Origin of the sequence: Microcoleus sp. B4-D4, assembly GCF_036705185.1 — a bacterium.
Classification (GTDB): Bacteria; Cyanobacteriota; Cyanobacteriia; order Cyanobacteriales; family Microcoleaceae; genus Microcoleus.
Genome location: NZ_JAUBTX010000032.1, coordinates 1 through 18,024, shown reverse-complemented (window position 1 = coordinate 18,024; position 18,024 = coordinate 1). Strand labels below are relative to the sequence as shown.

At 45.5% G+C, this 18,024-nt stretch carries 14 protein-coding genes; 9 read left to right on the top strand and 5 right to left on the bottom strand.

All coding sequences use genetic code 11. The annotated features are described in order from the left end of the window. The first annotated feature begins 42 nt into the window (after positions 1-42). Together QUB13_RS20985 and QUB13_RS20980 are read left to right on the top strand one after the other, a co-directional pair. Positions 43-774, top strand: a complete 732-nt coding sequence (locus QUB13_RS20985) for a peptidase (RefSeq protein WP_333384280.1) — start codon at positions 43-45, stop codon at positions 772-774. A 109-nt stretch (positions 775-883) separates the two neighbouring features. Continuing rightward, positions 884-1,351 carry a bis(5'-nucleosyl)-tetraphosphatase gene (locus tag QUB13_RS20980; protein WP_333117429.1) on the top strand — a complete coding sequence of 156 codons (468 nt, stop codon included), beginning with the start codon at positions 884-886 and terminating at the stop codon, positions 1,349-1,351. A gap of 161 nt (positions 1,352-1,512) precedes the next feature. On the opposite strand, the gene QUB13_RS20975 is transcribed toward QUB13_RS20980, so the two are convergent. Together QUB13_RS20975 and QUB13_RS20970 are read right to left on the bottom strand one after the other, a co-directional pair. Further along, positions 1,513-1,992, bottom strand: a complete 480-nt coding sequence (locus QUB13_RS20975) for a rhodanese-like domain-containing protein (RefSeq protein WP_333384276.1) — start codon at positions 1,990-1,992, stop codon at positions 1,513-1,515. A gap of 84 nt (positions 1,993-2,076) precedes the next feature. Beyond that, positions 2,077-2,424, bottom strand: a complete 348-nt coding sequence (locus tag QUB13_RS20970) for a hypothetical protein (protein WP_333384273.1) — start codon at positions 2,422-2,424, stop codon at positions 2,077-2,079. Positions 2,425-2,569: 145 nt separating this feature from the next. Between QUB13_RS20970 and QUB13_RS20965 the strand changes: the two genes are divergently transcribed. From QUB13_RS20965 to QUB13_RS20955, 3 genes are read left to right on the top strand one after another with little or no spacing between them, the layout of a single operon-like run. Next, the gene (locus QUB13_RS20965; protein ID WP_333384270.1) at positions 2,570-3,289 is read left to right on the top strand and encodes a hypothetical protein; all 720 of its coding nucleotides are present in this window, start codon (positions 2,570-2,572) and stop codon (positions 3,287-3,289) included. Between the two features lie 54 nt (positions 3,290-3,343). Then, a complete protein-coding gene (locus QUB13_RS20960; RefSeq protein WP_333384268.1) occupies positions 3,344-5,299 on the top strand; it encodes a hypothetical protein in 1,956 nt (651 codons plus the stop codon). Positions 5,300-5,303: 4 nt separating this feature from the next. Next, positions 5,304-6,764: a DUF1802 family protein gene (locus QUB13_RS20955; protein WP_333384266.1), complete on the top strand. Its 1,461-nt coding sequence runs from the start codon at positions 5,304-5,306 to the stop codon at positions 6,762-6,764. A gap of 35 nt (positions 6,765-6,799) precedes the next feature. Here QUB13_RS20955 and QUB13_RS20950 read toward each other — a convergent pair whose 3' ends face one another. The 3 genes from QUB13_RS20950 to QUB13_RS20940 form a co-directional block, all read right to left on the bottom strand. After that, on the bottom strand, positions 6,800-7,516 hold the full coding sequence (locus tag QUB13_RS20950) for a Uma2 family endonuclease (RefSeq protein WP_333384263.1): 717 nt from the start codon (positions 7,514-7,516) through the stop codon (positions 6,800-6,802). A 48-nt stretch (positions 7,517-7,564) separates the two neighbouring features. Next, the gene (locus QUB13_RS20945; RefSeq protein ID WP_333384260.1) at positions 7,565-10,576 is read right to left on the bottom strand and encodes an EAL domain-containing protein; all 3,012 of its coding nucleotides are present in this window, start codon (positions 10,574-10,576) and stop codon (positions 7,565-7,567) included. Positions 10,577-10,870: 294 nt separating this feature from the next. Continuing rightward, positions 10,871-11,704, bottom strand: a complete 834-nt coding sequence (locus QUB13_RS20940; RefSeq protein ID WP_333384256.1) for a prohibitin family protein — start codon at positions 11,702-11,704, stop codon at positions 10,871-10,873. A 558-nt stretch (positions 11,705-12,262) separates the two neighbouring features. Between QUB13_RS20940 and nfi the strand changes: the two genes are divergently transcribed. From nfi to QUB13_RS20920, 4 genes are all read left to right on the top strand, one after another. Beyond that, the gene (nfi, locus tag QUB13_RS20935) at positions 12,263-12,916 is read left to right on the top strand and encodes a deoxyribonuclease V (RefSeq protein WP_333384253.1); all 654 of its coding nucleotides are present in this window, start codon (positions 12,263-12,265) and stop codon (positions 12,914-12,916) included. 599 nt (positions 12,917-13,515) lie between these two features. Next, positions 13,516-13,746: a KGG domain-containing protein gene (locus QUB13_RS20930; protein WP_194012612.1), complete on the top strand. Its 231-nt coding sequence runs from the start codon at positions 13,516-13,518 to the stop codon at positions 13,744-13,746. A 749-nt stretch (positions 13,747-14,495) separates the two neighbouring features. Then, positions 14,496-15,023 carry an FHA domain-containing protein gene (locus QUB13_RS20925; RefSeq protein ID WP_333384250.1) on the top strand — a complete coding sequence of 176 codons (528 nt, stop codon included), beginning with the start codon at positions 14,496-14,498 and terminating at the stop codon, positions 15,021-15,023. Positions 15,024-15,892: 869 nt separating this feature from the next. Further along, the gene (locus QUB13_RS20920) at positions 15,893-17,896 is read left to right on the top strand and encodes an FHA domain-containing protein (protein ID WP_333384247.1); all 2,004 of its coding nucleotides are present in this window, start codon (positions 15,893-15,895) and stop codon (positions 17,894-17,896) included. Positions 17,897-18,024: the final 128 nt, after the last annotated feature.

The window sequence follows — 18,024 nt, the reverse complement described above, 5'->3', positions numbered from 1 at the left end:
GCATTGATCTGCGTTTATTTGTGTTTATCTCCGGGCGGAACAATGCGGTTGTGGAAAGTTAGGATCAAAAATCGATTGCTGGCTGGTTTGGGATTGGCTTTATGTTGTTTTAGCCTGATAATTTTTAGTCAGGTTAATACTCCTGCTGCTAGTGTTTCTCTTCTGGAGAATAGTTGGCCGCCTCCACAGGTTCACCCTTTGCCGCCAATGCTGGAAAATTGGCAGGATTCAACAAATAGCGGTGATTATTTCGATCGGGTTAAGCCACCGAATGTTGGTCATTTGCTGTGGTCGAAGTTCCCGATTCAGGTTTATGTTGAGCGTCCCGCTGATGCTAATAAGTCTGAAGAATGGATGGCGGCTGTGTTGGATGTTGTGCGGGAATGGGGCGTTTATTTACCTTTGGAGGTGGTGGATAGTTCGGAGGTGGCTGATATTAGAATTTTACGTCGGGCTCCGCCTTTGCGTCAAGGGGTTTTGCGATCGCGCTCTGGGGAATCTACCTATAAGTTGTACACCCGTCAAGATGGTGATAAAACTGTTTTATCTCACCGATTTTCGGTTTATTTGAATCCCAATCAAGTGGGTAAGTATGTTGCGGCGACGGCGCGACACGAGTTAGGCCACGCCTTGGGAATTTGGGGCCACAGTTCGATGGAGACTGATGTGCTTTATTTTTCTCAGGTACGCAATCCTCCGCCTATTTCTGCGAGGGATGTTAATACTTTGAAGCGGGTTTATCAGCAGCCAACTCGGTTGGGGTGGGAATTGTAGTTTAAACCACAAATTCCCGGCGATTGGAAATCGCGTCTACACAAACGAAGTCCACCTGCGTGGACTAAGAGAAGATTCCGATTAGTTATTAATAGCAAAGAGAAGAAAGATGAAAGATGAAGCTTTTGGCATTGTGCCAGTTTTTGCGACAGAAACTGATAGTTTGTTTTTGTTGATTCAACATCAAGCCGGACATTGGGCGTTTCCTAAAGGTCACGCAAATCCGGGGGAATCAGCGCTAGAAACGGCGAAGCGGGAGTTTGAGGAGGAAACTGGCATCCGCGATTGTGAAGTGCTTGAGGAGCCTAGTTTTGTGGAACGTTATTCCTTTGTTAAGGAAGGGAAGCCTAGTTCTGTGCAACATTATTCCTCTGCGAAGGAAGGAGAATCAATTGAAAAGACTGTTACTTACTTTTTGGCTTTTGTAAATTCAATGGAAGTTCAGTTGCAAGTGGAGGAAGTTCAAAATTCGGCCTGGAGTTCCTTTGAGGATGCAGTTAAGCTGATTACTTTTGATGGGAATCGGCAGATTTTGAGGGAAGTTAAAGCATTTTTGGACGATAAAAAAAATAGTTAATATCAAATCCGCTTATCTAATCATAATTAAGTTTACAGTCAGGACTTTAGTTCTCTATTAAAACTTTAATTCGCTAAGGGCTGAAGTCCTGACTGCAAACAAATTGTTCTGTTAGATACCCGACTTCTTGAAGAAGTCGGGTATCTAGGTATTATGTGAGATTATTTGTGGGTTTTCTGGATTTTGGCGTGATGTTCTAGGCGAGCGAAAACGTTGTAGGCATCGGGGCCTGGATTGCCGTGTTCGACTGCGCCGTCGATGGGGCCGTCGATGGCTTTCCAAGCTGGAATTCCGCCTTTTAGTTCGGCTACTTTTCTAAAGCCGGCGGCGCGGAGAAGATTGGCGGCTTCTGCTGTTTGTTCGTCGGTTTCGCCGTAGATGTAGATGTCGCGAACGGTTTCTAGACTAGATTTTGCGCGCTCTACTAATTCGTCCATTGGCATCGGTACTGCGCCGGTAATGCGACTTTTGTTGAAGCTTTCAAAATCGCGCACGTCAATGATTGTAAGTCCTGGTTCGCCCCAATCTAAACGGGCTTTGAGGTCGTGGCTGGATACTTGGGCTCTTAAAGCGGGAGGGGTGGAAGTAAGGTCGGGAAGTTTTTCTTTGATGTCGGAAATTTGGTCGGGAATAGTTTTCATGGCTACATTTGTATTGAATGCTTTGATAGCAATGTAACGAGATGTGTAAGTTGAATGCGTCTTTCTAAAGGCATAATCGGGTATTTAACTAAAGTCGCAGTTGAGTTGAATTGCTGGTGGTTGACTGCTGTTGGGAACGCTATATTTGTTGAGCTTGTTAACCTGTTCATGCCCCGGCTGCGGATTGTTTTGATTGAAAAGTGCGATTTTATACCAGTTGTTTAAAACTATGCTAAAAAAGAAATCTTGTGTTTTTTTACTTTGTTGTTGAGGTGCGGATCTACTCGAAAAGTCGATCGACTGTGGGGATTTATTGCCGTATCCGCAGCCTGGGAATTCTCTGGTATGAATTTTGAAAATTGGTATTGTTTGCAGCGGATGTTTTGAAGTGCGATCGCCCTTTTGGTTGAGCATTGTATCAAATGATGACACTTTGGTCAATCCTAATTATTTTCAAATGAAAATTGCTGGATGCTGTGGGCGGTATCGTGCGCTATTTTGCTGAAAAATTGAGAGGTTTTTCTGCAAAAATTCTGGTAAGATTTGATACTAACAATAGGTATTTAAAGGTATGGATATGTCTGAAAACAGTGAAATTGCGGTGTCTAAAACTTTGACACCGGAACAGCAGGCGGTTTGGGATGCAAAGGCGAAGGTTCGGGTGTTGCTGAATTTGTGGGATTTGGGCGGCGGAAAGATGCAGGTGAAAAAGGGGGATTTGACTAAGCGGATTGTTCGCACTAATGAGACGAGTCAGAGATATCTGGGAGTGCTGGGTGAGTTGCAGTCCACTGGGGCGATCGAGAAATCGCTGGTAAATCGGGTGACGCTGGTGGAATTGACGGCGAAGGGGAAAGAAGTTTTGGCGGAGGGCTTGAAAAGTCGGGATTCTCTGTTTGAGTTTGATGGTTCTCAAATCGGTACTCGGCTGGGAAATGCTTTGTTGAAGTGGATTCGGCATCAGGATGGTGCTGCGGGTGTTGGGGTTGAGGCGGGGAAAGGGGATGCAGGGGCGATCGCCTCCTATGACAATTTTAAGACTGTGGCGATCGATGTGTACGACAAGTTGAACCGGGATTATAACTTAGACGATTTAGTGCCGATTTATCGGATGCGACGCGCGATCGGGGAAAGGGTAGGGCGATCGCAATTCAACGAGTGGCTGTTGGAAATGCAGGCTCAAGATATTCTCCAACTTATAGGCGGCAGTGTAGAAGACAGCGCCCCCGACAAAATCGAAGATTCTATCACCACAAAAGTGAACGGTTTGCGCTGCTATGTCAAGCGTTTAACCTAATTAACTTGAGTTAGTAGTGCATTCGCTCCTTTATCTTCACACACACACACAACGATGAATGACTTTCACTCCTCAATCCCCGACCTCAATCAAGCTATTTCTAGTCAAAACCCTTTTGACAGATCGTTAATAGTCAGGAGCAATGATATTTGGAAGCCAAGTTTTCCTGACGTTCCTTCTATCAATGCTCATGCCTCTGATGCTATCTTTCAGGCGATAGAGCAAATCCGCGCGGGGTATCGTACAGTTAGTGGCATCACGATCAAAGCTGAAAAAGGTCTAGGAAAAAGCCACCTAATTAGTCGGATTCGCAGCCGCCTTCTCGATGAAGGTGGTTCTTTCTTTGTTTATATGAGCGACGTAGACTATGGAAACTTAAACCGAGTCCACGCTAACTTTCTAAACACTTTGTCTTTAAGCCTGAAACAGATTGGTAACGAAGGCGTAATGCAGTGGCAAGAATTAGCAACTGCTTTGATCAATGAGGCATTAGGAAAAACTCACATACCTCAAAATTTAGTCAAGCAATTTTCGGGGGCATTAGCTAAAAATCCTAAATTAGTTGATGCCTTAACTGCAAAAGTGCTTCAAATTAAGCCAAACATCGAAAATCCTTATTTGATCCAGGCTATTCTGTGGACACTTGCTTCAGATAAAGTGAGCTTTGCAACCAACTGGCTGTCTGGAAAAGCTTTGGCACAAGCACAAGCTGATGCAATGGGTTTACCAAATTCCACGGAAGAGGATAAAGAAGGCGAAGCATTTCAGACTGTTTGCCAAATTTTAGACTTAATTGGTGATTACAGAACTTTAGTAATTGGCTTTGATGAGTTAGAGAGTGTAGATCGGAATGAAGCTGGTTTCAACAGGGCACAGGTCGTTGCGCTCTTAGTAAAAGACTTGTACGGTAAAATTAAACGAGGTGTCTTAATGACAGCTATGTTTGATGAAACTTGGACATTGCAGATCCGAGCATTACCGCAGGCAGAGTCAGTCACAGCTAGAATGGGTGAAAAGACTTTTGATTTAAAGTATCTGAATGCTGATGATGTAGTGACTCTAGTTTCTCAATGGCTCAAAGAATTTTATGACAGTAAAGGTTTAACTCCACCTTATCCAGTTTATCCTTTTGATGAAGGTGAACTGAGAGAACTGGGAAAAGAAAAGTTAATTGTCAGAAAGGTTTTAGAGGAGTGTGCAAAGAAGTGGAAAGTACCTGGTGATAATACTCCATCGCCAACAGCAGCAGATCCACTCCATCAAGTTGAACTTGCATTTAACAAGGAACTAAATGCACTTGAGACAACAATAGAGAAATATTTTGACGATAGCGATATTTTATCGGAGGCTCTATATTTTGGCTTCCTTTCAGTAAAAGGCGAGATTTTGGAACAAGTGCAAGTTGAGGAGATTGAAAAAGTAAAAACTAAAGCGGCAGACAGAGGTTATCTTCACTTTAGAATTAGAGGTAAAGAAAATGGACGGTCTGTCAAGATAGTAGTAGCAGTAGTTCAAGAATCGCGAGCAACATTTGTGACCGCGACATTAAAGCGGTTAATTCAGTATCAAAAGTTTGATATGACTCGTGGTTGTTTAGTTCGTTCTAAAGATGTTAAGTCGAATACTGTAGGAAAACAGTGTTTAGACCAACTTCTTTCTCCAGAACTAGGTGGAGAATTTGTCAAACTTACAAGTGAAGATATCAAGCCTTTATTAGCCATTTATTTTGTCAACAAGGCTCGCACAGATTACGATGTAACCGAAGACCAAATACAGCAGTTTATTGTTCAGAAAAAGCTCGCCGCTGAAAATTATCTAATTTGTGAAATTCTTAGCGATCCGTCGGGTCAGATTCCTGATGGGTTGCTTGATGAAGATGAGATGGCTGAACTTAATGAATGTGAGATGGCTGAACTGGATGAAGAAAGTATGGCTGAAAGTATCTTCATACCTGATACAACGGAAATTAACAACCTCGACGAAGCACTTGATAAATTATTAGCTCAATAAGTCGATGAGTTATTCTGTTTTTGTTGATACGGCTTTGCAGTTACCTGCCCCAGATGTGGAAGCCTTAATCGAAGGGCGAGTGATTGCAGCCATGCCTCGAATTTTCATCGAGCCTGGTAGGTCATTTGCCCTATATCCAGCCAATATCTCGATTAATTTGCTCCCCCATGAGCAATACTACCGATCGAGCTTTTTACCAATTGCTAAAAACTCATTTTCTCAGTTAAGTTCTGAGAAGGTTTTGATAAAAGCTTGGGCTAAATGCGAATGGTGTCAAATACTAAACGATCCAGAATCATTAGAGGCTGTGTCGCAGTTAACAGTCTGGACAACAGAGGCATTACAGCAAACTATCCTGCAACGACGTTATATTTTTCTAGCTCATCTTCGGGTTTATCTGCTACCTCAGCCGCTGGAAATGCCAGTGCATCCCAGTGGCAACTTTGTATCTTTACCAAAGTCTCTAAATCTTACTGATTCAACGCCTGTGGTGAGCGATACTATCTTTGCCAAACGCCGTCAAAAGCTGGAAAAACTAGAGCCTCCTGAACATCCAGAATTGGAAGAGTTGCAAAGTGCATTAGTGCATTTATCCGCCGCCAACCCAAAAGCCAAACAACTAGACGCAGAAATCAAAATATTTCTAGGTTGGAGTAGCGACAAGCCTGTAAAACCAATCAAACGCGATTTAGCTTGGATAAATACCATAGCAGCTTTGGGAAATCGCACCAAAGAACTAGATACAAACAAAAGCAACTATCAAGCAGGAACAGACTTTGAAATTGTAGTGCGCGATAGCCTTGAGTTTTTGGGATTTACCATAGATTATGCTCACAAAGGTGGTGCTGGCGGCTTAGATTTATTATGCTCCAAACCTTACCCATTAGTTGGCGAGTGCAAAGCCGGTAAAAAAATCCCTAACGATACAGCAGTTCAATTGCTGAATTTAGGAACGCTACGCCTCGAAGATAAAGAAACACTCGCAAAAGCAACTAAGTTGATTATTGGCCCTGGCGTTCCAACTACTCAACTTATGGATGCAGCAAAAAAACACGGTATGGCAATTATGAACCCTGAGACGCTTGAAAAACTGGTTAAACTTCAAAGCAACTATCCTAACTCGGTGGACTTATTTAAACTGAAAGAATACTTAAAACCGGGACAATCTGATGATGAAGTTGCTAAATATATTGAGCAAGTTGAACAAGAAATTAAAGTGCGATCGCACATTCTTGCTATTCTGAAAAAGTATCACGAAAATTCTGGTTCTGAACGAGCAAGTGTCGATGCTCTTAGCGGTGCGTATTCAATGTCTAACCCACCCAAGAAGTTATCCCGCGAAGAGTTACACGAAATGTTAGTAGAGCTTTCTTCTCCGCTGACAGGTTATGCAGGACGAATTAAAGGCGAGAGTTTAGGGCGCGATCGCTTTTATTTCCTGCGCGACTTGCCGATCGATGATTGAGACTAAAAAAGGGCGCTCGCACTTCATCCACTTTCCTAAACAGAATCAGGATCTACGCCCAACTCCCGCAACCTCGCCGCCAATCTTTCCGCTTTCTGCAATTGAGCTTGTTCTGCCTTAATTAACCCTTCCACCAATGGCGGATCTAAAATTTCATTGACTGATAATCTCAGATTGGGAAATACTACAGATACCATTTCTTCACCCGGCAAGTAATTTACCTCTGTATAAATGTCATCACCTTCGAGAAATGCCATAACTCGCACCCGTTGTCTGTTTTCTGTTGGGTCAACAATTACATATTCCGGTACGTTAGCTAGTTGGTACTCTCCTCGTTTAGTTATATAATCTGCCCGCCGATCTTGGCTGACCACTTCTATTACTACTAACGGCGTTTCATCAAAGCCAAGGATGCCGGAACCGGGTCTTGCAAGAGCTTGTTCCCACAAACTTTGAGTGCAGACAACTACATCGGGAATGCGGGATGTAGCATCTTCTGTTCTCACTCCTACAGAAGTTTTTACTACTAAATCGAGATTGTGTTCAGCGAGATAACGCTGTAATTTGTAAACCCAAAATTCGCAGATGCTTGTGTGTAATGCGCTAGCCGTTGCCATCGGGATTAATTTGCCTTTGTACAGTTCGTATTTTACATCAGGATCTCCTTGATAAACTCGGTATTCTTCAAAGGTTAAAGTTGGGGAAGTATCAATTTTCTGGTCGAGTACAACTGGGGCGATCGATTGAGACATAGGTTTTGATATTAGTTGGCCTTGATACATTTCCTATTGTAGATCGGATTACCATTTGGGCGATCGCCTCAATAAGTCTGTAGCTGCCTCACTGTCGAGTGGTTTAGAGAAAAAGTACCCCTGACCGTACTCGCAGCCGATCGCCCGCATTTGAGCCAATTGCACGGCGGTTTCCACACCTTCTGCCACTACCTCCATCCCCAAACTGCGGGCCAGCATGACGATCGCCCGCACAATTTCCAAATTTTCCCCAGCAGAGCCGATGCGGCCGATAAAAGAGCGATCGACCTTCAAAATATTAATCGGGAACTTGTGCAAATAACTCAGAGACGAATAACCAGTACCGAAATCATCAATACATAACCCGATTCCCAACTCTCTCAACTGCGAAAGCATAGCCGCCGCCGCTTCCCCATCTGCCATCACCACAGTCTCAGTAATCTCCAACTTCAAACAGCGAGCATCAACACCAGTTTTCTGCAAAACTTGCTTCATTTGCTCGATCGAATCGGTTGCCGAAAACTGTCTCCCCGAAAGATTTACAGCTACTGTCAGACGCGAATTTCCAGCAGGTAAATTCAAACTTTGCCACTGAATAATTTGGCGACAACTTTCATTCAAAACCCACAAACCCAAAGGCATAATTAAGCCTGTTTCCTCAGCCATCGCAATAAATTCCATCGGGGAAACCAAACCCCGTTCCGGGTGCAGCCAGCGCACCAGCGCCTCAAATCCAATAACTGAGCCGCTTTTTAAACAAACGATCGGCTGATAATAAACAGTAAAAGGACATTCCAATTTAAGAGGAGGAGCCAATTGTGATTTCAAACGATCCCGCCGGCGATCGATTTCGGATACAGGAGAGTTTTCACCCACCATTCCACATCCGAAATTCACAATTGAATATGTCAAATTTAGTTCTTCGATCGACTCCCTAAAATCATGTTCCAAGTGCATCAAAGCCACAGCCCGAGTGTGCATCGCACTGGTAAACACTTCGTAACGAGCTTTACCCAGAGCTTTTGCCCGGTACATCGCAATATCAGCATCGCGCAAAATATCTCCCGGTAACTGATATTTTTCGGTACTCAAAGCAATGCCGATACTAGCAGTAATTAAAACTTTATGACCTTCAAGATAAAGCGGTCGTTCGATCGCCCTGAGAATTTCCTTTGCTTGGGCGATAGCCTCATCAACACCGTGAATTTCCTCCAGCAAAATCACAAACTCATCTCCTCCCAGACGAGCCGCCGTATCGCCAGGGCGCAAACAAGTCAAGAGACGGCGGGCCACAGCCACCAACAGCCGATCGCCCGTACCGTGTCCCTGGCTGTCATTAATCACCTTAAACCTGTCCAAATCCAGAAACAGCACCGCAAACTGATAGTTCGGATGCCGTTTGACGCGGGCAAAAGCTTGCCCCAACCTGTCAGTCAACAAAGCACGGTTCGGCAACTCCGTCAGCGCGTCGTGCAAAGCATCGTGCAACAATTGGTCTTCAGCCGCCTTGCGCTCAGTCACGTCGTGACAGTTGACGACAATTCCCCGCACCGAAGGTTCCGCGAGCAAATTCGTCGCCACCGCTTCCAAAACGCACCAGAAACCGTCCTTGTGCCGCACTCGGTATTCCGCCAATCCTATGCCAACTTTCGGCATTTCCATGACACCTTGGAAAACTTGAGCCACCATCGGCAATTCGTCAGGGTGAATCAAATCAAATACAGAGCGGCCGAGCACTTCCGCCGTCGGGTAGCCCAAAATCCGCTCGGCGGAAGGAGAGACATAGCGGCAAAAGCCTTTCTCATCCAGAATTACAATAATGTCTCTAGCATTTTCAATCAGCGAGCGAAAACGCTTCTCGCTTTGTCGCAGTTCTTGTTCCGTGCGCTTGCGATCGGTAATGTCGGTATTCAGGTAAATCAGACCGACAATTTTCCCCGTGGGGTCTTTAATCGCATCGGCCCGCAGCAGCACTTGCACAATTTCGCCGCTTTTTGTGCGGTTGGTAACTTCACCAGACCAAGAATAACCTAGGGCGATCGTATCCAGTACCTCCCTAGCGACGGCGGGGTCTACAAAAACTGTCGGTATACCTCCAGCGAGTTTCAATTCCTCTGCGGTGTCCCATTCAAATAGCTGAGAAAACGCTTGATTTTGATAAATGTGAGTGCCGTTGGCATCGCTCATGCCGATCGCGTCGCTCGAACTTTCCACCGCCTTGCGAGTCAGCACCAGAGCTTCTTCTGCCCGCTTGCGCTCGGTAATGTCAATCCCTACCAGACAAGCGGCGTTCCCGCGATCGTACTTTTGAGCCACAATCAAATAATGTCCCGCCGACTTTCCGCCGCCGGTTTTCACCTTAGCGCTGAGTTCTTTAACCGCTTCCGTAGCGTCGCCGGCAAAAAACTCCACCACAAAAGAATGAAAATCCTCACTCGCGCCCAGAAAACCGATATCTTGACCGACAAAAGCCGAGGGCGGCAAACCGTGCAGTTTGGCTAGGTGCTGGTTAACCCCCAAATAGTGCAAATCCGAGCTAATCCAAGACACTGTTCCCGGAACTGCTTCCAAAATCGTTTGCAGTTGGTCGTTAGCTTGCTGCAAAGCTTCCTGTACTTCTATGCGTTCCGACAAGTCCGACTGAACGCCTACGAAGTGAGTCAATTTACCGCTGTCCTCTCGCAGGGGATATAGAGACAATTTGCTCCAAAAAGGAGTGCCGTCTTTGCGATAATTTTTGATTGTTGTCTGGATTTCTCGACCTTGGCGCAAGGCCTCGCGGATCTTAGCTACCGTAGTGCGATCCGTATCGGAACCTTGCAAAAATCGGCAGTTGCGGCCCAACACTTCATCGGCGCAGTAACCCGTGATCCGCTCAAAGGCAGGATTGCAATAAAGTATGGGACAGTCTGGTGCAATGGCATCAGCAATGATAATAGCGTTGCTAGTAACTGCCAAAGCTCGATCGCGCAGCCACAGAGGATCTGAGGCCGTATGGCGATCGGCCGCACTTTCCACTTCACCTAAATTAGAAATTGACTGGTTCTCCCGATCTCCCATCAGCCGAACTTTCAAGCAAACCTTTACAATTTCCGAGTTGTTTCTTACTCTAACGTTTTTCTGGATGCCCGCCACGTAATTTGTATCTTGGCGTTAAAATACGCAGGATTTCACCCAGGGTTGTTAGCTATATTTTCTACTATTGGTGTTGCGCCTTTAAAAAAAGCACATTTTCGCGAACGCAGCAAAGAACCCTGAATTTTTCCCCCCTCGTGCCCTCAGACCCTCACCCCTTCTCCCCCTTTTCTCTTCTCTCCTTCTCCCCGCGCCCCGGCTATCACAATCTGCAGCAGTTTATTTAACATTAGTTGCAGCTTGAGAACTGGGCGGCGCAATATTAATTAACGGCAAAGTTCCGCCTCCTCCCATTACTGTCGGAAACTGGCCGTTCCACTTTTCAATCGCTTGCTGCTGCAAAATTTCTGAAGTTAAAGTTTGCCGCTGCAAGCGTTGAGCTTCGGCTTGCCCCTTAGCGCGGTTAATTTGGGCTTGAGCATCTTGGGTTGCTTTTTTAACTGTAAATTCTGCTTGTTTGGCTTCTTGTTCTGCTATTTGTTTGGCTTCGATGGCCTTGCTAAATTCTGGCGAAAAGCCAAAATTTATTAAGGAAACATCTCTGACAATGACGCCGTAAGGTTCCAAACGCTTTTTGAGGCTGTTGTCGATTTCTGTTTTGAGTTCCGTCCGTTTAGTGATAATTTCTTCGGCTGTTTTTTTAGAAGTTGCTGCTTTGAGAACTTCGGAAATAGCCGGACTCAGGATGCTGGAAACAATTTGTTCTTCATCTCCTATTTGTTGGAAAATTTGATTAACTTTTGCGGGGTCAACATTCCAGTTGACTGCCAAATCTGTGGTAATGCTTTGCAAATCTTTGGATGCTGCATCTGCTTTCGCATCTGTTTTTTGTACTCGCACGCTGAGAGTTTTGACAGAGGTAACAATCGGTAAAATCGGGTGGATGCCTTCATCTAAAATCGCGTCTTGAACTTTGCCGAAGCGCATCATTACGCCCCGTTCCCCTGGGCCGACGATGGTAAAAGGTTTGAAAATTAAGGCGGCGATGATGAAGACGATGCCACCGACGATGTAGAGAGCGAGGTTGTACCGAACATTTGGCAGGGTTTTCATATGTTAATTCACCTATGTTGTGTTACTGGATGTTAGTTTTCTCTTCGCTATCTAAGATGATAACTTTATATTAATGATGCAACAACTCATAAATTCATTTATTTGATTCATAAAAGTCATAGGAATTTTCCGATCGGAGAGCCTCTAAAATGCAAAAGCATAATATTTCCGTTAGCTTAATGTTGTGATATTAATTATGGGACTTGTGCCAGGTTTAATTTATTGATAAATAAATGTTTCAATATCTTGACAAGGGTGATGATTTTAGATCCAGAATTGAATAAATAGCTCGATCGCTCTTTAGCAGGTTATCAAAGGGCGCTGGAAGCTCAAAAGCTTTTGAGAAAGCTCAAAAATCCGGCTCGAACAGGTAATTTTTGTGAAGATCGGACTCTATTTGTAGAATGGGTCTGGGCCCGCCTTACTCAAGCCTTACGGGTATAAAAAAGACTCCGTATATCAGTAGTGAATTTATAGCGACCAAGGATCAAAATCCGAGATGAAAAATGGCAGAAAATAAGTTAAACTTAGATGAGAACGGTTGAATCAAGATATCTAATGTGGCAGCGACACCCTTGGCCCGAAACAATTGAAGAGGCGATCGCCATTCAAGAACACCTCCGGCAATTGGTAATTACCGAAAATCAACTTGAGACAGTTCGGTATGTCGCAGGCGTAGATGTCGGCTACAACAGTGCAGACAGCGTATCGCTGGCGGCTGTCACAGTTCTGAGCTTTCCCGACTTGCAATTGCAGCAGCAGTCTGTGGTTCGCAGTCCTACAGCTTTTCCTTACATTCCCGGTTTCCTGTCTTTTCGAGAAGTGCCTGCAGTGCTGGACGCTTTAGAAAATATCAGTTTGAAACCAGATTTGATATTGTGCGATGGTCAAGGACTCGCTCACCCCCGCAGGTTCGGTCTTGCCTGCCATTTGGGAGTTTTGACAGGAATTGGGACGATCGGAGTTGCCAAAACTCGATTTATTGGAGAACATTCAGAAGTAGGACTCGAACGGGGCAGTTGGCAGCCCTTGCTGGAGGATGGATCGATCGTAGGGGCAGCGCTGAGGACGCAAACAGGGGTAAAACCGATTTATGTATCGATCGGTCACAGAATAAACTTGATAAGTGCGATCGAGTACGTCCTGCGCTGCACCCCAAGATATCGCTTGCCTGAAACAACTCGATCGGCCGATCGACTAACAGCGGAATAACTGACAAGCCCGGAAGGACTAGGTGAATTTTCGCATTTCTAGCATTTTCGATTGGGGATTTGACTTGCAGCGCCGTGAATCACCGGAGATTGAACTCTTGTCTAAAATTTCGATCTCGACCGGGGTGAAGTCGGAAAGCAAGTATCGATTTTTGGGTGGGAACATAAAAAAAGAAAAGTAAAAAGACAAAAAAAGTATCCGTCTTTAGACTTGAAATTTTTGAAGTGTCGCCCCCTTGTCGAAAAATCCTCTGAGTTTACCGCCAATAGGCTTTCGGTTCCATCCTTCTAGCGAACTAAAGAATGACTATACCTGAGAAAGAGGTATAAAAGTTGAGGAATTTATAGAATGATTGAAAGACGGTAAACTGCTTAAACATGGGCGGCTCTAATTACAGTGCCCGGGCGTGAACTATTTTTAGTTCACATTTGTAAATTACAAAACAGTCATTCTGCGACTTAAACCAACAGTTTAAATTCGCGCGATGGTGTTTGATAATTTACCGTCTGATATCTCACCACTGACTGGAAATACCAATTACAGTGGGAGGCGAAGGCGCGATCTAGCTAAAAAATCAGAAAAAACACAAGGAGACAGTCATGGCTGAGAAAAGCAAACGCGGATTCGCTTCTATGGATGCCGAAAAACAGCGCGCAATTGCTAGCAAAGGCGGAAAAGCTGCACACGCGAAAGGAACAGCCCACGAATTTACTTCGGAAGAAGCCAGACAAGCTGGTCAAAAAGGTGGTGAAGCTGTCAGTAGAAATCGGGAACACATGGCTCAAATTGGTAGAGAAGGTGGTAAGAAAAGCCGCAAGAGCGAAAGTTAATTCTCTTAAACCTTTGCCTGCAACAAAACGAGCAAACGCTCGCGTTTGAGGAAGTAGGGCGATCGAATTCCCGCAATCAGCGAGTTTGATCGCCACATCAAAAAATCGCAAACAGCGCCTCGCTTGACAACTGCAAAAACCCCGCAGCCATTAGTGATTAGCAAGCAATCGCCGGCAAATCAATAACAAAGCGCAAGTCTGGTGCAGAATTTTTCAGAAAAAAAAAGCTGGCAAACTGCGCGATTCGGTTTCTCAAACAAAGCCGATAGGAATACGAAAAGCCCCAAAGTAGGGGCTTTTTTGTTGAAGTTAACAAAATATTTTTTCACATCAAGTCCGATCGATTACCATAATAAAAACCGTACTACGAACCTTACTAATTGCGGTTAATCTGCCGAAAATGATATCAGAGGTATACATTGGGCGATCGCCCTTGTGATATCAAATCCGGTAGCATCGGAATTATAAAATCGAGTCAGATCAAATCCGCGCTTCATAGTTCTGTATTCATCTCTCTCTTGTCTTCCTCTGTGTTCTCTGCGCCCTAGCGCCGGTTAAATCACCTGACGATGCTACCGGAAACGATATGACGTCAGAAACCCGGTTTCTTTGCAGACATTCTGATTACCAAACCCAAAACTCGTCGTAGAAACCTGGCTTTTATGCCCGATCGCGCGAACCCAAAAACGAGCAGAAGTCTTGATAGAAATTAAGTAAAATATTTTATATGTTCAGGAAACAATAGAACCATGATAAACCAGCTAACTTTAACATGGACAGAGGCTGGGGTGCGTCAAACTCACACGATTCAACACGGACAGCCGAGCAAAAATCCGGGAACCGTAAGACTGGGGCGCGATCGGGCAAAATGCGATCTAGTATTGGACGATCGCAGCGTATCGGGACTCCACATCGAAATATTTTTTGATCGAGAATTGCAAGAATATGCAGTGCGGAATTTGCGCCCCACCAATCCCCCGCTGGTAGACGGAAAAATTCTCGCCTCCGGCGAAGCAACATTGAGATCCGACAGCCGGATCCATTTAGGCCAAGTGCAAATCGATGTGGTGTCTGCGCCTGCGGTACAAGTAGCCGCGCCGCAGACAGTTTTACTCGGCCCGGCGGTTCCAACTTCTTCCCCGCCGACAGGGCCTTCAAAATATGGTTTGCAGTGTCCCAAGTGCAGCCGCGTTTCGCCTTACGCGCAGTTGAGTGCGGGGTGTCCGTGGTGCGGTACTTCTCTGGCGGCGGCGATGAGTGTGGTGCTTTCTCCTTAATGGCTTTTGATTTTTGATTTTTGATTGTAGCTAGATTTTTAATTTTTGATTTGAGACAGAGCTAGGGCGATCGCCGATGCTAGGATCTGGTACATCTGTGCTTTGCATTTGAGGTGCGATCGCTCTCAAAAAAACATCCTTTTTGCCATGTCCCAGATGCTCTCGCTAAAATCCTAGCGTTTCCCCCAGCTCATTTTCCCTTCAAAATCTCGCGGGTAAAGTGAACCGAAGCCGCCCACACTTAAATATATCCGCGCATTTACCTTACTCATACCAATTTTCCAAATTAATGCAACAGTATATGTAGGATGTGGATACATCGACAATCTCTAAAAAAAAGTGACAATCTAATAGCGACGCACCTTAATACATTGGGTGAACTAAACAACCCTCCGTTTCACTGCGTCCAACAATTTTATTGTTGCAACATTTTTTATAAATGGTATAAACCCGGTTTCTAGGGAAATGTCGGGCCCAGCAACCAGAATATTTCTAGACGGACGGGGGGTCATAAACCGGTTTTTTTTTACCAAAAAGCGCGTTTTCACCCAGAGTAAGGGCAAAAAACCAGGTTTCTTTGGTTTTAATGCGTAATTCCTGCATAAGTCTACCGAACTGCGTAGTTTCTAACTCCCCGTGCGCCTAAAAATACTAAAGTTTGTGATATCAGCTCTCATCTCAAATCAATTCCGGTTGCACTCATACATGATGTTAACTGTTAACGGTTAACAGTCAACAGTCAACAGTCAAGAGTGAATTTACTATTCCGATGAAGAGAGGATTTGATATCAAACCATAACCCTCAAATTCAAAAATCTTTGGTCAAAGAAAGCTCAAAGCCGACGGCTAATGTTTAAAAAATCATCATAATGAATCCTCAACCCTTGCGCCTGCGACTGACTTGGAAAGACACAACTACCGGGGATTGTCACTCTCCGATACTCGACTTGCCGATCGCCTTGGGACGAATTTTTGAAGCTATGCCCGCCACAATCAACGGGAAACGAGTTTCTCGAATTGCCCTCAGCAGCAGTCAAATTTCTCGCTTTCACGGAGTGATTGCTACCGAAGGCGACAGTATCGTAATTACTGACACCGGCAGCCGCAACGGTACTTTTGTCAACGGTACCCGCCAAAACCGGTGCGTGCTGGCCAACGGGGATATGCTGCAAATCGGGCCCTACGCGATCGGCATTTCCTTTGCTGTGAATTCCGCAGAAATCCACTCTGTCAATTCTCACATTTTCTTTAACCCGCAGACCAATGGGCCAGACCCGTCGATCGCGCCGCCAATGGTTTCGCCACATCCTCAAACAGCTAGTAGCGGAGAATTTCCGCCGATCGCATTTTTGCAGGCGAATCAAATAACCGTGCGATCGCTCCAATCGATGGGACTCCCTCTAGTCGAAGTTGATTGGGCCGCCCTTGGGGGCGGCTTGGGCAGCTTTATTTGGGTGGATTTGCTGAGAATTTGCGGCGTGAAAGTCGATCGAATTGCGGTTTTGGGCATGGAAGAGCAGCCTTACGCTCGCTACCGCCGGTTATGCCTAAATTCTCAAATTCCGCTGCAGGAAAGGCTGCGATCGAATTCTGACGCTTGCCCAGACAACATTTGGGGCTGGCCTCCCTATGCTTTGCGGGAAGCTTGGCAGGAATTGCTCAAAGGGCGTTTGGGGATGTCGCTGAAGTTGATGTGGCGGGTGTTTGCCGAACCGACTTTTGCCGAAACTTATACGCCTCGGGCCGGAAATGTGTTTGATGCGATTGACAGGGAAACTCTGCGAATTGGGTGGAGTCAGATGTTTCGCTACGGGAGAGTGCGGGCCATTCGCAAAACAGATGACGGCAGGTACGCGATCGCTTATTCTCGATCGAATGCCAACCAACGAGATCATGCTTTTTTAATCGCCAAATACGTACACTTAGCCACCGGCTATCCCGCGATTCAATTTTTGCCAGACTTGCAGGAATACCGCGAACAAACCCAGGATTTTGAGTCGGTTGTCAACGCCTATGAAAACCACGACAGCGTTTACCAAAAATTGGAGGCTAAGGGCGGCAGCGTGTTAATTAGAGGCCGGGGGATTGTAGCTTCTCGCGTTGTGCAGCGAATTTACGAAGCCAGACAGCGCAACCGCAACATTCAAGTATTGCATTTGATGCGATCGGCCAAACCCCAAGGCAACAAATTTAACCTCGCTCAGCGCAGCGTCGAAAATCACTACGAATTTCAACCTTTCAACTGGCCGAAAGCTTGCTGGGGCGGGGAACTCCGCGTACTTTTAGAAAAAGCCGCCCCCGAATTTCGCCCGCAGTTGCTCGCAGACTGGGGCGGCACCACTACAGCCAACCGCAGCGACTGGCGGCGGATAGTCAAAGAAGGTTTAAGTCAAGGATGGTATCAAATTACCTTCGGCGAAGTCGAGCGAGTCGAGCGCGACATTCAAAACCGCACCGTGACGTACATTCAGGAAAAAGAACTCAAGGGGCAAATTAAGTTAGAAGCTGATTTTATTATTGATGCTACGGGTTTGGACGCTAAAGTAAAAACCAGTCCCCTGTTAAACGATTTGGTAGTTCAATACAATCTTCCCCTCAACAATTTGGGGCGGCTGAGTGTGCACAAAAATTTTGAAGTCCCCGAATTGCGTAACACTTCCCCCACCCACGGAGAAGGGCGAGTGTACGCAGCGGGCGCGATTACTTTGGGCGGGGCTTACGCGCCTGTGGACAGCTTTTTGGGCTTGCAATACGCCGCCCTGCGTTCTGTTGAAAGTCTCGCGGTTGACAGAGTTCCGGGTGTCGGCAAATTGAGCGTTTGGCGATCGTTCATGCAATGGTTAAAGTGGATTTTAAATAAATCTCCCGGCTAATTTGAAGAAGTCAGTAGTTATTAGTTATTAGTTATTGGTTATTTGTTATTTGGTAAGGATTCAGGTCAAAAAAACTTCAGTGGCGGCATCTGGTAAAATAAACGAATGAAAAAGCCCGCAGCCACCAG

Coding starts and splice junctions, on each gene's coding strand:
- QUB13_RS20945 (WP_333384260.1), bottom strand. CDS start 10,576: ATGGGAGATCGGGAGAACCAGTCAATTTCTAATTTAGGTGAAGTGGAA.
- QUB13_RS20925 (WP_333384250.1), top strand. CDS start 14,496: ATGATAAACCAGCTAACTTTAACATGGACAGAGGCTGGGGTGCGTCAA.
- QUB13_RS20950 (WP_333384263.1), bottom strand. CDS start 7,516: ATGTCTCAATCGATCGCCCCAGTTGTACTCGACCAGAAAATTGATACT.
- QUB13_RS20980 (WP_333117429.1), top strand. CDS start 884: ATGAAAGATGAAGCTTTTGGCATTGTGCCAGTTTTTGCGACAGAAACT.
- QUB13_RS20940 (WP_333384256.1), bottom strand. CDS start 11,704: ATGAAAACCCTGCCAAATGTTCGGTACAACCTCGCTCTCTACATCGTC.
- nfi (WP_333384253.1), top strand. CDS start 12,263: ATGTGGCAGCGACACCCTTGGCCCGAAACAATTGAAGAGGCGATCGCC.
- QUB13_RS20955 (WP_333384266.1), top strand. CDS start 5,304: ATGAGTTATTCTGTTTTTGTTGATACGGCTTTGCAGTTACCTGCCCCA.
- QUB13_RS20920 (WP_333384247.1), top strand. CDS start 15,893: ATGAATCCTCAACCCTTGCGCCTGCGACTGACTTGGAAAGACACAACT.
- QUB13_RS20985 (WP_333384280.1), top strand. CDS start 43: ATGCGGTTGTGGAAAGTTAGGATCAAAAATCGATTGCTGGCTGGTTTG.
- QUB13_RS20960 (WP_333384268.1), top strand. CDS start 3,344: ATGAATGACTTTCACTCCTCAATCCCCGACCTCAATCAAGCTATTTCT.
- QUB13_RS20930 (WP_194012612.1), top strand. CDS start 13,516: ATGGCTGAGAAAAGCAAACGCGGATTCGCTTCTATGGATGCCGAAAAA.
- QUB13_RS20975 (WP_333384276.1), bottom strand. CDS start 1,992: ATGAAAACTATTCCCGACCAAATTTCCGACATCAAAGAAAAACTTCCC.
- QUB13_RS20965 (WP_333384270.1), top strand. CDS start 2,570: ATGTCTGAAAACAGTGAAATTGCGGTGTCTAAAACTTTGACACCGGAA.